21 protein-coding genes and 1 riboswitch are annotated in these 19,218 nt (G+C 59.9%); of the genes, 6 read left to right on the top strand and 15 right to left on the bottom strand.

All coding sequences use genetic code 11. The annotated features are described in order from the left end of the window. Position 1: 1 nt before the first annotated feature. Positions 2-868, bottom strand: a complete 867-nt coding sequence (locus Q8N04_00860) for a hypothetical protein (GenBank protein MDP3089202.1) — start codon at positions 866-868, stop codon at positions 2-4. Between the two features lie 152 nt (positions 869-1,020). Between Q8N04_00860 and Q8N04_00855 the strand changes: the two genes are divergently transcribed. The 6 genes from Q8N04_00855 to Q8N04_00830 all read left to right on the top strand — a co-directional run bounded on the left by Q8N04_00855 (position 1,021) and on the right by Q8N04_00830 (position 11,261). Further along, positions 1,021-1,695, top strand: a complete 675-nt coding sequence (locus Q8N04_00855; GenBank protein MDP3089201.1) for a hypothetical protein — start codon at positions 1,021-1,023, stop codon at positions 1,693-1,695. Then, complete coding sequence (locus tag Q8N04_00850; GenBank protein MDP3089200.1) at positions 1,692-2,120, top strand: HIT family protein; 429 nt, start codon at positions 1,692-1,694, stop codon at positions 2,118-2,120. The genes Q8N04_00855 and Q8N04_00850 overlap by 4 nt, the downstream gene beginning before the upstream one ends. Before the next feature lie 105 nt (positions 2,121-2,225). Continuing rightward, complete coding sequence (locus Q8N04_00845) at positions 2,226-3,500, top strand: tetratricopeptide repeat protein (protein MDP3089199.1); 1,275 nt, start codon at positions 2,226-2,228, stop codon at positions 3,498-3,500. 5 nt (positions 3,501-3,505) lie between these two features. Then, positions 3,506-6,124, top strand: coding sequence for a sigma 54-interacting transcriptional regulator (locus Q8N04_00840; protein MDP3089198.1), 2,619 nt, complete (start codon positions 3,506-3,508; stop codon positions 6,122-6,124). Positions 6,125-6,418: 294 nt separating this feature from the next. Beyond that, positions 6,419-10,126 (top strand): glycosyltransferase family 2 protein, encoded by a 3,708-nt coding sequence (locus Q8N04_00835; protein ID MDP3089197.1) that lies wholly within the window; start codon positions 6,419-6,421, stop codon positions 10,124-10,126. Positions 10,127-10,187: 61 nt separating this feature from the next. Further along, the gene (locus tag Q8N04_00830) at positions 10,188-11,261 is read left to right on the top strand and encodes an acyltransferase family protein (GenBank protein ID MDP3089196.1); all 1,074 of its coding nucleotides are present in this window, start codon (positions 10,188-10,190) and stop codon (positions 11,259-11,261) included. 55 nt (positions 11,262-11,316) lie between these two features. Here the strand turns inward: Q8N04_00830 and Q8N04_00825 are convergent, their stop codons facing one another. The 14 genes from Q8N04_00825 to Q8N04_00760 all read right to left on the bottom strand — a co-directional run. After that, positions 11,317-11,823, bottom strand: a complete 507-nt coding sequence (locus Q8N04_00825) for an NUDIX domain-containing protein (GenBank protein ID MDP3089195.1) — start codon at positions 11,821-11,823, stop codon at positions 11,317-11,319. 113 nt (positions 11,824-11,936) lie between these two features. Next, complete coding sequence (locus Q8N04_00820) at positions 11,937-12,419, bottom strand: hypothetical protein (protein ID MDP3089194.1); 483 nt, start codon at positions 12,417-12,419, stop codon at positions 11,937-11,939. Beyond that, on the bottom strand, positions 12,416-12,610 hold the full coding sequence (locus tag Q8N04_00815) for a hypothetical protein (protein ID MDP3089193.1): 195 nt from the start codon (positions 12,608-12,610) through the stop codon (positions 12,416-12,418). Before Q8N04_00815 ends, Q8N04_00820 begins: the two co-directional genes overlap by 4 nt. A 59-nt stretch (positions 12,611-12,669) precedes the next feature. After that, positions 12,670-13,176, bottom strand: a complete 507-nt coding sequence (locus tag Q8N04_00810; GenBank protein MDP3089192.1) for an NUDIX domain-containing protein — start codon at positions 13,174-13,176, stop codon at positions 12,670-12,672. Positions 13,177-13,184: 8 nt separating this feature from the next. Further along, on the bottom strand, positions 13,185-13,865 hold the full coding sequence (locus tag Q8N04_00805; protein ID MDP3089191.1) for a DUF2306 domain-containing protein: 681 nt from the start codon (positions 13,863-13,865) through the stop codon (positions 13,185-13,187). A 154-nt stretch (positions 13,866-14,019) separates the two neighbouring features. Continuing rightward, the gene (locus Q8N04_00800) at positions 14,020-15,225 is read right to left on the bottom strand and encodes a cation:proton antiporter (protein MDP3089190.1); all 1,206 of its coding nucleotides are present in this window, start codon (positions 15,223-15,225) and stop codon (positions 14,020-14,022) included. Between the two features lie 77 nt (positions 15,226-15,302). After that, positions 15,303-15,367: riboswitch (Fluoride riboswitch) on the bottom strand. A gap of 44 nt (positions 15,368-15,411) precedes the next feature. After that, positions 15,412-15,786 (bottom strand): DUF2784 domain-containing protein, encoded by a 375-nt coding sequence (locus Q8N04_00795; protein MDP3089189.1) that lies wholly within the window; start codon positions 15,784-15,786, stop codon positions 15,412-15,414. 90 nt (positions 15,787-15,876) lie between these two features. Next, on the bottom strand, positions 15,877-16,221 hold the full coding sequence (locus tag Q8N04_00790) for a DUF5615 family PIN-like protein (GenBank protein MDP3089188.1): 345 nt from the start codon (positions 16,219-16,221) through the stop codon (positions 15,877-15,879). After that, entirely contained in the window at positions 16,218-16,442 is a 225-nt protein-coding gene (locus Q8N04_00785) for a DUF433 domain-containing protein (GenBank protein MDP3089187.1), read from the bottom strand. The genes Q8N04_00790 and Q8N04_00785 overlap by 4 nt, the downstream gene beginning before the upstream one ends. A gap of 233 nt (positions 16,443-16,675) precedes the next feature. Further along, positions 16,676-17,248 (bottom strand): dihydrofolate reductase family protein, encoded by a 573-nt coding sequence (locus Q8N04_00780; GenBank protein ID MDP3089186.1) that lies wholly within the window; start codon positions 17,246-17,248, stop codon positions 16,676-16,678. Between the two features lie 134 nt (positions 17,249-17,382). Next, positions 17,383-17,670 (bottom strand): helix-turn-helix transcriptional regulator, encoded by a 288-nt coding sequence (locus Q8N04_00775; protein MDP3089185.1) that lies wholly within the window; start codon positions 17,668-17,670, stop codon positions 17,383-17,385. Continuing rightward, positions 17,657-17,989: a type II toxin-antitoxin system RelE/ParE family toxin gene (locus Q8N04_00770; protein MDP3089184.1), complete on the bottom strand. Its 333-nt coding sequence runs from the start codon at positions 17,987-17,989 to the stop codon at positions 17,657-17,659. Before Q8N04_00770 ends, Q8N04_00775 begins: the two co-directional genes overlap by 14 nt. 388 nt (positions 17,990-18,377) lie before the next feature. Continuing rightward, positions 18,378-18,968, bottom strand: coding sequence for a hypothetical protein (locus Q8N04_00765; protein ID MDP3089183.1), 591 nt, complete (start codon positions 18,966-18,968; stop codon positions 18,378-18,380). Further along, a partial coding sequence (locus Q8N04_00760; GenBank protein ID MDP3089182.1) for a hypothetical protein occupies positions 18,969-19,218 on the bottom strand: 250 nt, incomplete at its 5' end.

Here is a 19,218-nt window from a genome sequence, read left to right as displayed (position 1 = left end):
ATCAACACTCCATCTGCCGGAGAAATCGCCGGTCGCCAGGCGAGAGCCGGCAACCCCGCGCTTCTTCCAATACCCGGTCGAACTCGCCGCCAGCGGCCAACCCGCGAAGTGCAGACATGACCGCCCGGCTCAAGAGGCCTTCCTGCTGCAGCTTTTCCAGATAGGCAAACGCATCGGCGAGCGTTTCCTTCTTCCGTCTGTAGTAATCGCGCCCGCGCTGCTGATTGCTGTAGGCTTCAAACTGTTCGCAGGCGACCAGAATCTCCGCTAACTGCTTCACCCAAGCCGGGGCGCCCGCCAGCTTCTCGGGATAGTAGTAGTACAACATCACCCGCTGCATCCAGGGCTCCCACCGCACGCCCATCTGCTTGATCTCGCCGCGCACCGTTCGCAGCCGGCGGGAAAGCCGCCGGGAATACCCGAGGCGCATCTCGACCTGCTCCTTGGCCCACGCCGTCATCGGAATGCCGGCCGCATCGAGTTCGACTCCGTATTGACGCAGGAAGGCTTCGGTCTCCCGTCCATACGCCGTCTCCGGATGTAGGGCTCGCCATTCACGCGGCCTGGTCGGAATGCCATGCGCTTTGGCCCAGGACCAGATTTTCCCGAACAGCACACGATCGAGCCCCGCCCGGCCCAAATCATGCAAAACACAAGCAATCTGATACTGGCGCACTCGCGCAGCGTCATGCCCCAAAGCCGCGGCCACTGCCGCGCACATGCGCGCCGTGCGAACGGCATGTGGCCGGTCGTACCCGCGGATGATGCGGCGAGGAATCGTCGGATGCGGATAGTCGTAGAGGCGCAGCAGTTGGGCCGCGAGAGCTTTGGAGATTAACAACGGAGCGCGAGAAGCCGTAGACGTCATGCGTAATAGGATCGGAAGGAGACTGCCATCGACTGCGGCGAGAATAGCGTTCACCGAAAGAGCGTGTCAAGGCGCGCGGGAGAACAAAAGCTCGCCCACCGCCGCGATCTTTGCTATGCTCCGACCGGAATTCGGATTAAGGTGATCTGCCGATGAATCAACTGCGCCACATCCTTATGGGTTCGACCTTCACCACCCTGCTCTGCTTCGCGCTGTTCGCGAGCGAGATTGCCACGCCGGCACAGAGCCAGGCCGCCTCGCCGTTCGACCATCTGACTGATTTCACCGGCAAAGCAACCGTGATTGTCACGTTGAAAGGCCGCGACAACTTTACGAGCGAATACCGCTACGACGTGAGCGTCCGTAACCACACGGCGGACCTCATCATGGCGGATTCACTGATCATTGTGCTGGATAAAATCACCAACCTTGCAGGTCAAGACCGAGAAGGGTTGACAGGGGAATCCTTCCTCGAGCGGTTCGACGTCCTGGGACAGGACGGGGAAACCGAGGACGGCAAGCCATTCTTCCGCATTCCTGCCGGAGCCACACCGGACCTGCCTCCACAGACCGATAGCCTGCCGGCATCGGTCCGTATCAGGAACCGGGACTACCTGGCCGTGTTCACACCTTCGTTCCGCATCTTCGGACAGAAACGCCCGTCGGCTGAGCCGAAGAAGATAGAGGCGGCCGTACCCGCAGGCCCGGCCCCGGTTTCTCAGCCCCATTCCCCGCCCAGCCGCGCATCAGTCGACAAGCTGCTCCAGTTGCTGCTCAAGAAGGGCGTCATTACGGAAGAGGAGTGGCGAAAGGCCAATCAACCATGACTGATCCGACATGCAAAGCCTGTCAGGGAACCTGGCCGCGCGCCGACCACTTCATCGCCGACCTGGGACTTTCTCAGGCCTACTTGCACGACGACCAATTTTTTAAGGGCTGGACCGTCGTCGTCTTCCGGCGCCACGCGACCGAACTCTTCCAACTGGCCCCCACGGAGCGGATGCAATTAATGGAAGAAGTCACCCTGGTGGCCAAGACACTGGCACAGGTTTTCGATGCCCGAAAGATCAACTACGAGCTACTGGGCAACCAACTCCCCCATATCCACTGGCACCTCATCCCCCGCCTCACGACAGACCCGGCCCCCTTGGAACCGGTCTGGCGGGTACACCATGAGCCGGTCCAACCACCAGCTCAAGAGCTCCAGGCCAGCATTGAACAGATCAAAGACGCGATGGCCAAGCTGCGCTAGACCGTTTACGCGCTGTATTTTGCCATTCCTAACCAGTCTGCCCTGCCCGATCGGATGCTATAATAATCCCCATCCATACCCATTTCAGGAGGGTCATAGATTTCGATGCGTCGTCGTGTAGTGCTCGTGACCATCCTTGTTGTTCCGCTGCTGTTCGACCTGCACGGCGCGTCGTTCGCCCAAACATCTGACGAACAGACGGCCGCGCCGCCGATCCTCGAATCTCCCGATCCCAATCTCAATGTGGATCCCGATCCAGTCTCCCAGCCTCCGCAACAGGACGAGCATCGTTTCTCTGAATGGACTGAACAAGAGCGCAGCAATGCCGTCTTCATGCTGAGCGAGTTGCGTGGACGGGTCAGGACGTTTCCCGCCAGCGCCGAAGACCGCCTCAAGTTGGCGCAAGAACTCTATCGCGTCGGCGACCTCGACGCCGCACTCGACGAATGCCGCATCGCGCTCAAACTGCGACCGGGCCATGCCGATGCGTTGCTGCAACTCGGCATCATACTCATGGCGAAACAGGATGGGCGCGCCGCCGCCACGGCCTTCATGGAAGCCATTCTCCTCAACCCCGAATTGACTCATGCGCACTACAGTCTCGGCAGCGTCCAGTACTCGCTCGGCAATATCAAAGCCGCGATTCACTCCTATCGACGGGCCATTGAACTGCAACCGCACTTCCCCGACGCCCGTTATCGGCTTGCACTATTGCTGAAACTGACGAATCGCGATCAGGAAGCGGCACAGTTCATGGAAGAAGCGGCCCTCGGCGGAGTCCCGCAGGCGCAGTTTTTTTCAGGCAATGCCTACAAGAGCGGGCAGGGCGTTGCCAAAGATCTGGCCCGGGCCATCTTCTGGTGGACCAAAGCGGTTGAACTCGGCCACCAGCCGGCCGGCGACGCCCTCGCTAAACTCCGGCGGCAAGCCCTCTCGACCGACCAGGCAGATCGACGGCGCAACGACGCACTCGAAGGGTTTCATGCCTACCGCGGCCTGCTCTGGGAGGAGTTTCCTGATTACAGCCGGTCAGGCGACCAAGACACATTGGGAGTGACGTTACTCAAGAGCCATCGGCCAAACGAAGCAATTGCGGTGCTCCTTCAAGAGAGCTATGCGTTGAGCGACGCGGCGTTGAACGAGCTGGCCGCGCTCTATGAAGCCGGGCTAGACCAGCACCTCGCCCCCTTCGACAAAAAGCTGCTCCTCTGCATGGAGACCATTGCCGGCGAGGGATTTGCGCCGGCGAAGAAAGCGCTCGCGCGCATCTACGGCCGCGGCCTCGGCGTGGCGCCGGACCGAGCCAAGGCGAAAGCCTCGCTCAAAGGCCTGCCGAAGCAAGACGCCAAAGCCCTGATGGATGAACTGAACCTCCAGTAATTCACATGCTCGACTGGCACAAACTCTGGCGGCATTTCATCACATCGCTGCCCCTTCAGGCGCTCACGATCGGCGTGCTGGCAACCCTTCTGGCCCGGCTGCTCTGGCTCATTGCGCCCGCGACTGTCAGCGCCCTCGATTGGACGGTCTACGATACGTGGCTCCGCCACCGCGCACCGGTCGCCGTCAGCCCCGCGCTGACGATCGTCGCGCGCGATCCCGTGAGCGAAGCACAGTTCGGGCCCGGACCATGGGACCGGGCCGTCCTGGCTCAGCTGATCACCACGGCCCATGAAACCGGCGCAGCCGCCATCGGGATCGACCATCGCCTCAACCACGCCAGTCCCGCCCACCTGGGCGGGGCCGCCAGTGACGCGCTGCTCCTGGAAGCGACCACATCTGCCGGCCACGTCGTCACCGTCTTCGATGACGAGGCCCCGCCGACCTCGGATGCCATCATTCAAGGGCATCTGACCCTGTCCCCCCATAGCGATCACGTGGCTCGCGCCCTGCCTCTCTTCATAGAACACGGTTCTCCGCCTCTCCCCTCATTCGGACTGGCGCTGTTCTCCCTCGCGAAACGCCAGCCGCTTCCTCACGAAACCGCAGAAACCCGCCTCGTGAACGTGGTCGGCAATGGAACCCTGGCGGATTTGCCGACCGTTCCGCTCTCCACCGTATGGGAAGCGATCCATCATCACGACAGTACCGCGCTCGACGGATGGTTGAAGGGCAAGGTGGTCGTCATTCTGTCTCAGGTCCCCTCACAGAACCTCTGGCTGCTACCGACGGGACAATCCGTCGACGGCATGACCGCGCATCTCCAGTTCCTCAACAGTCTGCTCACTGAAACCCGCCTCTGCCAGCTCGGGCCGCTCGGACGCGCCGGCGTCACCATGGTGTTCGCCTCGCTCATCGCCTGGTGTCTCCTGCGATTTCACGGCTCCATCAGTCTGGTATTCGCCGCCGGAGCCATCGCCCTCTATGCCGCCATGACCGCCGTCGTACTTGGCGGACTGCATCTCGTGTTGCCGGCAGCCCTCCCGCTCACTGCCGCGCTCATAGTCCTGCTCGGCACCACCGCCTGGACACACCTCACGGCAGGCCAACGTCTGGTTCTGTTGGAGCGAGACATGCTCCGCATCCAACAGGATGCCGCCGCCGTGCGGGAAGCCCTCGTGCTGCGGGAGAATCGCGCCGAAGCCTTGCAGGAAGACTTGGACGCAGCCAAAGCAGCCGCCGCGCAATCGGCCGGTCAGCGGCAGGATCTCGCCCGCGCCACCGAGTCCCTGCGAACCGAACTGGCCGACGTCCAGATGCAGGAACAGACCGCCCGCGAACAACTCGAACGATTGGAGCGGCAGCTCCACGATCTGCGCGCCGCCGGTTCAGAATCCGGTACGGTCGGCGACGCGGCGCTTAACCAGTTGTCCATTGAATGCCGCCAACTCGGGATCGTTACCAGAGACGCATCGCTTCTGCGCCTGTTCAGAGACGTAAAGAAGGGGGCCGGATCGCCGCTCACCGTTCTCCTGCTCGGAGAACCTGGCACCGGCAAGGAACTCTTCGCCCGCGCAGTCCATCGGCTCAGCCCAAGACCGAGCCGGACCTTCATCGCCGTGAATATGGCGGCCATCTCGCCCGAACTATTTGAAAGCGAACTCTTCGGCCACACCAAGGGCAGCTTCACCGGCGCCGCCGCGGACCGGCGCGGCTACTTCGAGTTGGCCCACCATGGCACGATCTTTCTTGATGAAATCGGCGATCTGCGACTGGATCACCAGAGCAAGCTGCTCCGGGTATTACAGGAGAAGTCCTTCTACCGTGTGGGAGCGACCACCCCGACCACCGTGGATGTGCGCATTGTCGCCGCGACCAATCGCGATCTGCAGCGCGGAGTCTCCGAAGGCTGGTTCAGAGAAGACCTGTACTTCAGATTGAAGGGATTGGTATTCAGGCTGCCGCCGCTCCGCGAACGGGCCGCCGATATCCCGCTTCTCGCCGATGTCTGCCTCGCCGAGATCGCCACGCAGATGAGCCGACCGGTCCCCAAACTCTCCAACGACGCCCTACGCCTGCTGACCGAGCATGACTGGCCGGGCAATGTCCGGGAATTCCGCCATGCCCTCGAACGAGCCATCGCCTTAAGTGATGAACCGGTACTGACGAGGGCGGCCTTCTCCCTGGAAGGGTCCGTCGAGACTCAGGCTCCCAAGGGATCGAGCGGGGCGACCGTGCTTCCTGAACCAGCCGGGGATGCCGCCGTGCTGAGCTGCCTCCGGCAGCACGGATTCGACATGCAGGGCACGGCGAAGGCCCTCGGCTGGGACCGCAGCACCGTGACGCAGCGATTGAAAGGCCTCTGCTTCCAGGCGCTCGTCGACTCCCGCGGCGACCAGGCGAAAGCCGCCCTGTCCATCGCCGGCGATCCAAGCCACCTGAGAACCGTTGAACTGAAGCTTCTGGACTACCATAGCCACCTCCTGTCGGTGATCGCCCCCTTCAAGACCGCCGAGGAAGCCCTGGCCGACTGCAGACGCCGCTTCAAGAACCTGCCAGACCGGCACTTTGCCTCGGTCGAAACCCTCGTACGAGATCACTTTGCCAAGATTCCACGCCCCTAACTCCCGCATCAAGCCGCACAGCACCCCTTCCTGAGACCTGACAAGCGCACCGCCCCGCCCCAGGGAAAGAACCCTCGTAGTCAGAATCGGAATCCCTCTCAACATAATCGCCACAGGTCATGAGGCAGTGTAGCGGCCCGCCCCTACACTTATACAGAATCGGCGGTTCAAGGATCCTGCAATGCACCGATTATCAAGCTTTTTCCACATACCGACAGCAGACGTACCACGGCACCCGGATTGCACATGACCACGCGCCCACTTAGGACTATTTTTTATTTCTTGGACGTATCCATGACACCCTCTTCCTTCATTCACGAACTCCGCTTCACCCAGGTATCTCTCGCGATCACCACAACCGCCACTGCTATACTGATCTGGTCGACCGGGACGATCGCAAAGACCGCCCTGGCTCAAGGTCACGTCGGGGATCTGCTGGAAGCCCTGCTCTTTGGGTCGCTCGCCGGATTCTTAGTCTACGGCAACCTGTGCTACCAGTTGGCGCGGCTTGGACATCTGAAACGGGATGCCGCGTTCCGCCTGGCAACCTTACAGCCAGCCAAACCCTTCGATCCCCTATCGGCCCCGGCCCTCACCGTGCTGGTGCCTTCATACAAAGAAGAACTCCCCGTCATCCGGCAAACGCTGTTGTCCGCCGCACTCCAGAACTACCCGAACAAGCGGGTCGTGCTGCTCCTCGATGACCCGCCTGCCCCCAAAACCCACTCCGACCGGGCTGGCTTATGGGCAGCGCGCAACCTTCCCTTTGAATTGCAGGCCTTGCTCAATGAACCGGCCACCCATATGACCCAAGCCCGAGCGGCATTCCAGGCTAGACGGGCACATCACACCGTCACCGTCAGCGACGAATGTGTCTGGCTCTCAGATTGTCTCAGACTGGCCACGCAGTGGTTTGAAACCCAGGCCAAACACTCCTCGACCGAGACCCACACCGATGTCTGGTTCGTAGAACAGGTGCTCACCCAATCCGCCGAGTCCTACCGGGAACAGAGCGCGCAGTGGTTCGCCCGACGCAGGGAGCCGGCGCTGGTCTCCGACGAGCAACTCCTCGGCGAAATCGAGGATGCCTATACGGAACTGGCGGCCCGTTTTCAGGTTGAGTTTGATGTCTTCGAGCGGAAGCAATACTGCAATCTATCCCACGAGCCCAACAAGGCGATGAATTTGAACAGCTACCTGGGCCTCATGGGCCGCCGCGTCCGCCCGGTGGTCCGCCAGACCGGGCTTGCCCTGGAGGAAACCGCCTCACGAGCCGGCAGCCGCCTGATCCCCGATACGCCCTACGTCATCACCCTCGATGCCGACAGCCTCTTGAAATCCCACTATGCCAGCACGCTCGTCCGACTCATGGAACAGCCGGACTATGCGCGGGTAGCGGTCGCCCAAACGCCCTACAGCGCCTTCCCCAACGCACCGGGCGTGCTGGAGCGGACCGCCGGAGCCACGACCGACATTCAGTATCTCGTCCATCAGGGCTTCACCTACTTCGGCGCGACCTTTTGGGTCGGCGCCAATGCCTTGCTGAGAAAGTCGGCGCTCGAAGAAATCTGCGTCGAATCGAACGAAGACGGGCACACCGTTCGCCGCTATATCCAGGACCGGACGGTCATTGAAGACACCGAATCGACCGTCGACCTCCTCGCCAAAGGATGGTCGCTGCACAATCACCCCGAGCGGCTGGCCTACAGCGCCACCCCCCCGGATTTCGGATCGCTGGTCATCCAGCGGGCGCGGTGGGCCAACGGGGGATTGATCATTCTGCCCAAATTGTTGTCCTTCCTGCGCCACACACCGAAGCAGGCGAGAACGGTTCCGCGAGCTCTGCTGCAAATTCATTATTTGACCTCGCTGGCGTTCGCCCCTTTGAGCGTCTTGCTGCTGCTGGCCATCCCGTTTTCTTCAGAGTTGATGACGCCCTGGATGCTCATCGCCGCGCTTCCTTACTTCGCCCTCTATACCAGGGACCTGGCGAATATGGGCTATCGGCCGTTCCGGGATCTTTTTCGCGTCTACGCACTCAATCTGCTCTTGATTCCCATTCATCTCACCGGTGCCGTCACCTCCATGCAACAGGCCATCGCCGGGACCAAGATCCCGTTCCGTCGGACGCCAAAAATCTCCGGACGAACCAGAACGGCGGGACTGGATCTGGCCCTGCAGTTGGGCATGGCACTCTCCAGCCTGGCCTTGGGGCTCTACTACGTCTCGCAGTTCCGATGGATGGCAGGCGCCTTTCCCCTCGCCAATGCCGGCCTGTTGATCTACGGCATCCGCCAATTCATCGGCTTCGCCGAAATGCAGCAAGATCTTCGCCTGAGCCTCGTAGAAACCTTCAGCGATATGACAAACCGCGTACGAGGTGCAGGCGCACGGCTCTTGACCAACACGCTCGCTCAGCTGACCCCGGTGATCGAGTGGAGCAAAGAATTCGTCCTTCCGATACGTGCGCGGGTCGCCTCCCGTCAGATCCTCTGGAGCCTGCTGGTTGCGCTCGAAGCTATCTCTCCGGCCCTCGCCACCGGACAATCCACCGCCCCGCTCAATCCCGTTCAAATCGAGAATCGCAAATCCGGCACCAGCGACTGGGTCCTGGCCAAGCCGGCCAGGAATCATGAGATCGAAGGCTATGCCTCCGCAACCAGCGTCAACCAGGGCGAGACGATTCGTCTCTATGTTCATTCGCTCGCACCCACGTACCGCCTCACGATCTACCGCATGGGATGGTACGGAGGGCTCGGCGCCCGGCAGATGTCCGGACCGATAGAGGTGCCGGGGCACCGACAACCAGCCCCTGTCGTAGACAGTGAAACCGGCTTGATCGAATGCCAGTGGGAATACCCGGTCGCGCAAACCATCCCGGCCGGCTCCCAAGGCGAGAGCACCTGGCCGTCAGGGTATTACCTGGCGAAGCTGACAGCGGAACCCTCGGGAGAAGAGAGCTACATTCTGTTTATCGTCCGGGACGATCAGCGCCCCTCGACCTATCTCGTCCAAGCCAGCGTCACAACCTATCAGGCCTACAACAATTGGGGCGGACGCTCGCTGTATTCGTTCAATAGTCCCGGAGGGCAGGCCGCGAAAGTGTCCTTCAACCGGCCCTATGCCGGCAGCGCGATTCCCGCCGCAGCCTCCGGAACCGGGGCGGGCGATTTCCTGATTTCCAACTCAATCCCACCCGGCTACCCGGCGTCCCCCGCCGGCTGGGAGTACAATATGGTCCGCTGGTTGGAGCGAGAAGGCTACGACGTCACCTATGCCACCAACCTCGATGTGCATGCGAACCCTGCGCTGCTCGTCTCGCACCAAGCCTTCCTCTCAATCGGGCACGATGAATATTGGACCTGGGAGATGCGGCGCCATATCGAACAGGCGCGCGACCGGGGCGTTCATCTCGGCATTTTTTCGTCGAATACCTGTTATTGGCAGATCCGCATGGAGCCCGGCCATATCACTGGGGAGCCGCTCCGGACCATGGTGGCCTACAAAGAGAATACGCCGCGTCGCGACCCCTTCATGACCGACCAGAGTCCGGAGAACGATCACCTCGCCACCACGCGCTGGCGCAACGCACCCGTGAGCCGCCCCGAGGCAGGCTTGCTCGGCACCATGTATCTGGAAGTAGAAAATCCCGTCGATAGCTCGTACGTAATCGAGGAGGCCGACGCCTGGATGCTCGCAAAAACCAGCCTCGCCAAAGGCTCGTCGCTGCCGGGCGTCGCCGGGTATGAAGTCGATGGACTGAGCGCCGCCAGCCCGACCGGCACGCACATCGTCGCACGTATGCCGGCAGGCCAACTCGCCGGCGCCGTGACCCTCTATCGCGCCGCCAGCAACGCGCTGGTCTTCTCAAGCGGATCGATGCAATGGAGCTGGGGGCTCGATGATTTCCAAGCTCCGCACCTGCGCAAATCCGTGTTGAATCCGGCCGTCCAGCAGATCACCCGCAACGTACTGGCTCGATTCACGCGCGCAGAAGACTAAGCCCGTCTCTGAATTCGGCACCCCCTTCACCCCGCGACCTTTCCCGAACAGGACCGCACCGATGCCACAGACATCAGCGACACCACTCTCATCGGGAGAAGCCTCCACCAGAAGCACCCAGCCGGATCGACGCTCGGCCCGGTACGATGTCCTGCGAGTCGGCGCCTGTCTCGCGGTCATCCTGTTGCACCTGGCCGCCACCATCGTGATGGAACGCGAGCTCTTCGGCACGCTGCAGTGGCACCTCTCCAATGCCCTCGACGCCGCCACCCGCTGGTGCGTCCCGGTCTTCGTCATGCTGAGCGGTGCGCTGTTGCTCGACCCGCAAAAATATACGGGCCCGGGCGCCTTCTGGGCCAAACGCATGAGCCGGTTATTGCCGGCCCTCATCGCCTGGCCGACGATCTATTTCGCCTGGCGCGCCTTCTACTGGCATGAGCCGCTCTCGATTGAGATTATCGGCCGTGATATGGTCCTCGGCAGGCCCTATATCCATTTATACTTTCTGTTTCTCATCGCCGGGCTCTATCTCGTCACACCCTTTCTCGCGAAAGCGCTCGCCACCTTCAGCCTCTCGCAGTTGCGCGACCTGATTCTGATCATGGCCGGGCTGGCGATGGGGGCTAATCTATTTGATTTTCTCGCCTCCAGCGCCTTCACCATATTCGTCCCCTATCTGACCTATTACCTGGCGGGCTGGTATTGCGCGCGGCTCCGGATCGAGCGGCCGTCGCGCCTCGCATTCGCGATCATGATCGCCGCTGCGACCACCACGCTCCTGACAGCCATTCTCGTCTCGACGCGCGGATACGACGACCGCTGGGCCTTCTATTTCTACGAGGATTTCAGCCCCACCGACATGGTGATGGCCGTCGGCCTCTTCCTGCTGATCCTGCAGGGGACGATTTCTCCAAAAGTAGAATCCATTGCACAGACGCTCGCACCGCTCACGCTCGGCGTCTACGTGGCCCATCCCATCGTGGTGGAATTGCTGCGCTATGGGTACTTCCTCGCCGTCCCGATCCTGCTTCGCCCCCCCTACTACGTACCGATCACCTTCCTCGCGACCTGCGCCATCACATTCTGCCTCGTCATGCTCATGCAGCGAGTGCCAGGCCTGCGACGAATTGTGTAGCGGGTGTATAGAGAAACGATTCGTCAGGGACAGAGGACAATATTTTTGTAATCTGCTAGAGGCCGCCGGGCTGCCAGGTGGCGGGTTTGAAGTAGGCCTGAGGTTGGTTCTGATTGACGGCCTTGCGGATGACGAGAAAATGCGTGGAGCAAGGCAGTGCGTCGATCTCACTCGGCGAGAAGAATCGCGCATCGGATGTCTCTTCATGATCCGGACGAGGCGTCCCGCGAATGACACGCGCGGCGAACACCGTCGTGACGGCGGCAAGCTGATCGCCGTTGTCGTAGGTCTTAGAGAAGTGCTCACCCGCAAAGACGCCCAGGATGTGGGTCAGCTCCACAAACACTCCGGCTTCCTCCCACGCCTCCCGCACCGCCGCATCGGACGGCAACTCATGCGGGTCGATAATTCCGCTCGGCGCGCTCCAGCGGCCGGAGTCCTTGTCCTGAATCAGCAAGAGTCGCCCGCGGTCGTCGTACGCAAAGACCATCGCGGTCGGAACTTGCAGCAGCTCAGTGCCGATCTTGGAGCGGAGGGATTTGATGAACTCTGGAATCGGCATTATGTGCACCCCGTACAATATTTATACGTCCCTAGCTTGACCTAGCTCGCTGACACATTTCAAAAAGTCGACCGGAATGTCCCTGTAAATTTCGTTCTGCCCCCGTCACTGAGCTAGGCCGCTCTCCCTGGCGTCCTCCTCCCTCGCACCAAGAGCTCGACATCGCAATCCAGCACATGCAGTAACGACAGAAGTTGGTCCACCGACTTGCTGTAGTTGGTTTGATCGAGCAACCGATAGAATTGCGTGGCCGAGGTTCCCAGACGCCGGATGATCTCGCGCTTCGACAAAGCACTGGCCTCAACCCGCTTCTGCGCTTCAACCGTCAGCTTATACAGCAAGGCATCCCTCAGGTAACGAGGATCCTGGTTGTAGGCCAGCACCTGCTCACTATGAACCGTGCCTTCCTTGCCGGACTTCAGGACATAGGTAAATCCCTCGTTCCCCAGATCTTTGTCGACAAAAATCCGAATGATCGGATCAGCTGCACTTGGTTTCAGATCCACCGTTGAGTAAGGAAGCTGGAATGTCTGCTTCGACGTCTTGACCTGGAATGCCTTTTTGCGATTATTCAGGCTCACGGCTTGGATCTTCATAGAACCCCCTCACGTTCCAATTCCTCAATCAGCGTACACACTCGCCTTGTACTCTTGCCGATCATCGGTTGTCCACGATCCAGATCCCATTTCACAATGAGGACACCGTCCCGATACACATGGACATGCCGGGGAGGGTGATCGCTCTTCCAGGTGACGAACACATACCCTCCTCGACGAACTTTACCCATGTGCAAGTGTTACCTCCACAGGTATCACCTGTCAAGACAGAAGGTCGGCGGGCGAATTGTTACAGGCCTGACAGCTGCCAGGTGGCCGGCTTGAAGTAGGCTTGGGATCGGTCGTGGCTCAGGGCCTGACGAATCACGTGGAAATGCGGCTGACAGGGCAGCGCCGCGATCTCGTCGGGAAGAAAGAACCGCGCATCGGCCGTCTCAGCATGATCCGGGCGAGGCGTGCCGCTGATCGGACGCGCGGCAAAGACGGTCGACACACAGGCTATCTGGTCGCCGTTGTCGTAGGTGCCGGAAAAGTGTTCTCCGGCAAAGACGCCGAGGACGCGGGTTAACTCGACAAACACTCCGGCTTCCTCCCAGGTCTCCCGCACCGCCGCATCGGCGAGCAACTCAAGGGGCTCGACGATGCCCCCCGGCGCGCCCCACAAACCTGAGGCCTTTTCCTGAATCAACAAGAGACGCCCGCTGTCGTCATAAGCAAACACGGCGACGGTGGAAACCTGCAACAATTCCGTGCCGACCTTGGAGCGGAGAGATTGAATGAAACCGGGAATGGGCATGGGTCTGGCTAACCTTTGCTGTGAGCGGCCGACGAGGGCCTGAACCCCGCATTGGGCCGCTCGATAAGAGGGTGCGTGGCACGGTTGACGAGACACTCGGCGGCGACAAGATTCGGCAGCCAGCAAAGCCACGCGATGATCGGATAGACGATTTCAAACGCCGCCCCAAGAGCCACGGAGGCAGGCAAGTACAAGCGCAGCGTGACGGCGGCGAAGGTGAGCGCGAAGTTTCGAACCATCCAGCAGCGATGAGCCGTGAAGTCGCAGGCCCGAACGGCGAAATAGGCACGGGAGCCGCTGTACAGCCAAGCAACAGCGAGACAGGCGAAGCCTAACCGGGACGGAAGGCCGCCGAACGCATGAAACGCCATGAACAGGCCCGAGAGCCCTCCGATCAGCACACCAATCGCAAGGTAGAGCCGGCCGAGCCGGCGGTGCAGAGCAGGCCGCCGGTCGCGCAACGTCGATGAAAACTGAAACGGCCCCAGGGCCAGCGCGACGGCCGCGCCGAACACATGTGCATAAATGCCGACGGGATGGGCTTCGAAGGTGGCGCGCATGTCAGGATGAACCAGCGCCCCGACAGGCAGGAAGCCATAGACGGCGAGAGCGTAGCCCGCAACCGCGAGCGACAATACGACCAGTGCAATAAAGCCAGCGAGACGCATAACACCATGGTCCAGGCTCATAGGTATCCGTGACAGCCCAACGTCGCCGGGCCAGCTGACCGGACTATCCCCGTTTTTTGCATTCTACGTTTGACGAGTTTCTATGATCAACCGGGAAGCCGATGGCTTCTGCCAAGGGCTCCTACCGCAAAACGGTTTACACGCCTCACTCGAACTAGCCCTCGTCGCTCAGGCCATTGCTATGCCGCGTGGTTTTCCCTGGATGCTCGATCGGGGGCAGCAAATGCGTTGGCACAAAAAACCAACCCGCGATGAGCGTAGGGACCACCGCGCTCGCTATCACGGCAGCCACGAGAAAGGAATATTGCTCCTGGGTCACCAAGCCATGCGCTAATCCATAGAGAGACGAGATGGTCCCGAATGTCAGGCCGGTCGACATCAGGAGCGTGTAGTACCAGCGTTCGTTGCGATCCTGCCGGAAGGCACTGATAATCGGATAGAGGCCGAAAATCTTGGACGCCACTTTGCCCAGGAGCAACGCAATGAACACCAGCGGCGCCGCAAGCAGCGCCGGCAGCGACACCAGCGTCCCGGCGCGCAGGAAATAGAAGGGTGTGAGAAACCCCACCGTCAGCGTTCGCAACCGGCGGATCCAATGCGTATCTCTCGCAGCGCTTCCCGCCAACACCATGCCGACAAGGTACGCCGGCAGCACAGCTTCGCTCCCAGACCACAAAGCCAGCGCGCCCAATCCAAAGAGAATCAGCATGATCCATTTCGTCCGGATTGCAGCGGTGCGATGGGCATAATGCCTGGTCAGCCACGCCGTCGTGAACGGCAACCACGCCAGCACCACAATGCTGCCCACAACGAACACAACCGTTTTGTAGGTGAAGGGCGCGAAGAGCAGGCCGAGGGCGATCACGGTTCCGAGGTCATTGATGAAACAGGAGCCGAGAATCCCCTTCCCGAACTCCGTCTTATTGAAGCCGGTTTCCAACATGACGGCATAGACCACCGCCATGGAGGTCGTCGAGAGAGCAATACCGCAGAGCCAACTGGCATTCGTATCCCATCCCAACAAATAGTAAGCGACTGCGGCGCAACCGAAAAATGGCGCCAGAAACCCCGCCAAGCCGACGACGCTGACTTCCATCAACTTCGTTTTGATCACGTCAGGGTCTAATTCCGCACCGGCCAGGAACGTCAGCACGACTGCGCCGGCGGCCGCGAGGAATCGCACCCACTCGGAATTGGCGGCAAGCACATCGCCGAGGCCGAACCAGCCGGTGGCGGCGGCGGCACCGACACCCACACAAATTTCAACGAGCGCGATCGAAAGACCCAGGGAAGAAGCAATGAGGGCGGACACAACCGCGAGGGCAAGCCACAAGGATGCAGTGATGAAGATGGGTTCCATTCGGGAGTCCTCCGTTTCGGCCTGGTTGTACAAACCGGGCGCCGCCACGCTGGCGGCAATCCTACGGCTACGGCAGTAGTAGCGTAGGAGTCATCAGCCTGGCCGAGGCGGTTATACGGGGGACTCCATCCCCTGGGGAAGAAGAGTATACGCGAAATAACGAGCTACGGCATCACTGCGTTTCTATCAATTGAATGCCCGACGCCAGCCCCACGCAAAAATGATTGCGTAGACCAGCGCATTGCCCGCCACAATGGACACACCTGCCACGAGTTCCAACTGTCGCGGCATGCCCCGCGGGTAAACAATGGGTCCGATGTAGTGTTGTACAAAGCCACCCGAATAGCCGAGCTGACCGGCGCGAGTGCGGAGGGAATTCTCAATCGGGGTCAACGGGCAGGTCCAGCTCATGAGATTCACAACTGAAGACCAGAGCACCACGGGAATGTGCACCCAGGCCCAGGCGTGATCGAAAAACACCAACAGTCCGCCGAAGACTGCAAATGCAGCAAAGAGAAAGTGCGCGAGCAACACTAGATCCGCACCGACACGATACAACATACCGATCTGCTACCCGACGCCCAAGAGGCGAGATTTACTTATATGGCGGGGGTAATGGTGTCTGACATCTCTGTTTCTCATGTCGCGCCATCAGATCGTTATGTCGCTGATTTCGATGATAGCCTCACCTCGCTCAATGAGGGTTCGAGCTGAGGGCCACGCCTGCGTGAGGATCGCTTTCAGTTTTGCGTTTGACGTGTTCCCGCAAGTGACCCAGACAATTTGCGGTGGCTGACCAAGCTGGGTCACGAGATCGACCAAGTCACGGTCCTTCGTCAGCACAACCGCCTTGGCCCTTCGTGCGGCAAGAAAGATGGTGCGATCCGTCGCATCGCGCAAGCCCACATCTTTGAGTCCAATCGCCTCAATGTCGAAAGTTGAACTCAGCCATGGCGCAATGAAAGGAGAAATCTGGGCGTCGAGCCAGATCTTCACGCAGCGAGGATCGGGTGATTGAGTCGGCTACTGGCAAAGCGAAGGCAGGCAGAGATATCTTCCGCGACGAGATCCGGCAACTCTTCAAGCACCTGTTGCTGTGTCAGCCCAGCGGCCAGGAGATCGAGTACATCGATCACTCGAATCCGCATCCCCCGAATGCAGGGCCGACCTCCGCACTGCTCAGGATTCACGGTGATACGATCAACAAGTTCAGCCATGATAGACGCCTCCCGACCAGATCTCTCGCCAGCACATCGTCATGAACGAAGACCAACCCTTCGCTACGGGCAAGTCTACTGAAGAATTGGCTGTTTTTCTACTACCCAGAGGGAGAAAACTCTCCCCCGTGGGGTTCGTTACTAAAAGATCCAAGCCCCGCTAGGCTGCCATCATCCCCACGCCGAAGCCATCGTAAACCCAAGGCCTTTTGGATTTCGGCTGAAATGAATTGTTAGACGGCATCGACAGCGCCGCCTTTATGTATGTCATAGCGCAGCTCAGCCATACCAGACCCGATCTGACGAACCGATACTAAGCGCAGATTCGGGCTGAGCACCCTGCGAGGGAAGAGCGGTTTCCCCTTGCCGAGCGTGACTGAGCCAATCTGGATGATGAGTTCGTCCAAAAGGCCGGCATCGTAGAATTGACCGGCGAGATCACCGCCTCCAACGATCCAGATATTTTTGCCGCCGGCGGCCGCTCGCATGTCAGCATGGACTTCGCGCACACCGCCACTGACGAAGCGGATGTTTGCACCGTCAGTGAGTGGAAGCGTGCGGCGAGAGAATATCCAGACTGGCTGGGTATACGGCCACGGCGAACCAGTCTCAGCCGCAACCTTGTGTGCGTTGCGCAGCATCCATTCGTAGGTCGCCGACCCCATAGCCAACGCGCCAACTTCCGAGATGAATGCCGGATAGCTGGAATCATTCAGATCACCGAGCGGGAACAGCCACTCCAGCGAGTCATCTTCAGTGGCAATGAATCCGTCTAGGCTTGTGGCTGCGTAGTACTGAGTTTTCATGATGTGAGTTTCGGCACGTCATGAGGTCTGACCACCGTGATTCCCTCACCCAAGAAATGATGGCTCCTGCCCGTCGCGCCCCACCGCCAGAAATCTAGAATGTCCCCGTTTTTTCCGCGCATGGATAAGACTCTTCATGCGACTCTCAGCACGAGGCGTTTGCCGCAAGCTTTGACATACTTACGCAGCGTGGCCACAGACGGTGAATGCTTGCCGCTTGCTAGGGCGCGCTCAAGCCTCGCGACGGCTGGCGCTTGGGTGCCCATACGTTCAGCAACTTGAGCCTGTGTGAGCCCCGCTGCTTGCCTGGCCTTGAGCAGCGCATCGAGAAGCGCAGACTCCTCACGTTCGAGGCGTTCCACCTCTGCACGAACGCCGGGACGACGCATGAGCTTCTTGATAAGCTGGTTATGACTTTGCATGTTTGATCTCCTTCAAACGGCGCTCCGCAATCGTTTGCTCTCGAAGAGGTGTTTTGTCCGACTTCTTGATGAAGCTGTGCAGCATGACGATGCGTTTGCCAACAAGAGCACAAAAGAACACACGGGCAATGCCTTCAGCTCCTTTAAGCCTCAGCTCGAACAGACCCTCACCGAAGGCTTTCGTATGAGGCTCGCCAAGATGTGGCCCAAGAGCAATCATCCTCCTCGTGAGCACGATGTAACGAGCAGCCAGTGTGTCGGGGAGAGCCAAAATTTCTCCCTGCACGGCTTCACTGTAGTACGTGATGGTGCAGTCCACTGCGCGATACTAACAAATATGTTACTTACTCGCAAGAATGGCCCAACAGGCTAGCACTGCCACCCGAAGGAGAAATGAATAGTTCCTGGAACCTTTTCCTTGGGGAGGAGCAAAGGTGTCTGACACCCTTGTTTTCTCTGACACCCTTGTTTTCTCCCAGACTCAACACGAGGCTGAATAGCAGCATGATAGCCTCCTCGGTGTGAAGTGAAGGACTGCGCAAGAAACAATGGTGTCTGACACCTTTGTTCCCTCTGCGACGGTGGAAACCTGCAACAATTCCGTGCCGACCTTGGAGCGGAGAAACTTGATGAAATCTGGAATGGGCATGGTAGTGATTATCTGAAGATGGTTGTTCAGGAAGAAGAAACCGCGCAGTCCTACTTCATCACGCCACGCGTCGCAGCACACGCACCCGTTCACGGCCCTCACGACCGGGAAAGGCTGCATCCGGCACATAATCTTCGACGATCTCATAGCCTTCCGCGAAGAGCGCCGTCAAATCAGCGACGCTGAGCGGGAAGGGTGGTCCCTCATTACCCGGATCGAGCGCCGGATTGATGAACCACACCCCGATCAGCACACCTCCGCGCCGCAACGTGAGATCGATGCCCCGCCGGTAGTCGGCGCGCAGCGCCGGTGGCAGCCCGCCCATGCAGGTATGCTCCAGCACCACATCAAAGGCATCGCGCATCTCCTTCGGCGGATCAAACAAATTGCCGATCACGAAGCGCTCCGCCAGATGGGGATACTTCGCGCGCGCCTCCGCCACCCCCGTCGGCGCAATGTCCAGCCCCGTCGCATCCAACCCGTATTCCACCGCCAGCGCCACCTCATGCCCGCGGTCGCAGCCCGGCACCAGCGCCCGCCCGCGCACCATCTGACGCGCCAGATACTGCCTCATCGCCGGCGACGGAGCCCCCTTATCCCAAAATGCCTCGCCTTTTTGATACTTCTCATCCCCGTCAATGTGCGCCATCTAACCTTTTGTCATCACGGTGTCACTCACAAAAAATACAGAAATCTGATCACTTTGTTTTCCATACTCAACAAGATGCAAAGTCAAGCAACGACCCCATACTTTGCAGTTCATTTCACGCACCGACGAGAGTAGCTCGGCGCCAATATTCACTTTGGGCTGACGACCGGTAGGTTTCTGTTGGGCTTTACGCATTTTCGATCTCCTCTTTGATTTGACGAAGTACATGCGCCGGGATGTTTTCACGCAT

Origin of the sequence: Nitrospira sp. (genome assembly GCA_030692565.1) — a bacterium.
Classification (GTDB): domain Bacteria; phylum Nitrospirota; class Nitrospiria; order Nitrospirales; family Nitrospiraceae; genus Nitrospira_D.
This window is presented reverse-complemented; position numbering and strand designations above follow the sequence as displayed.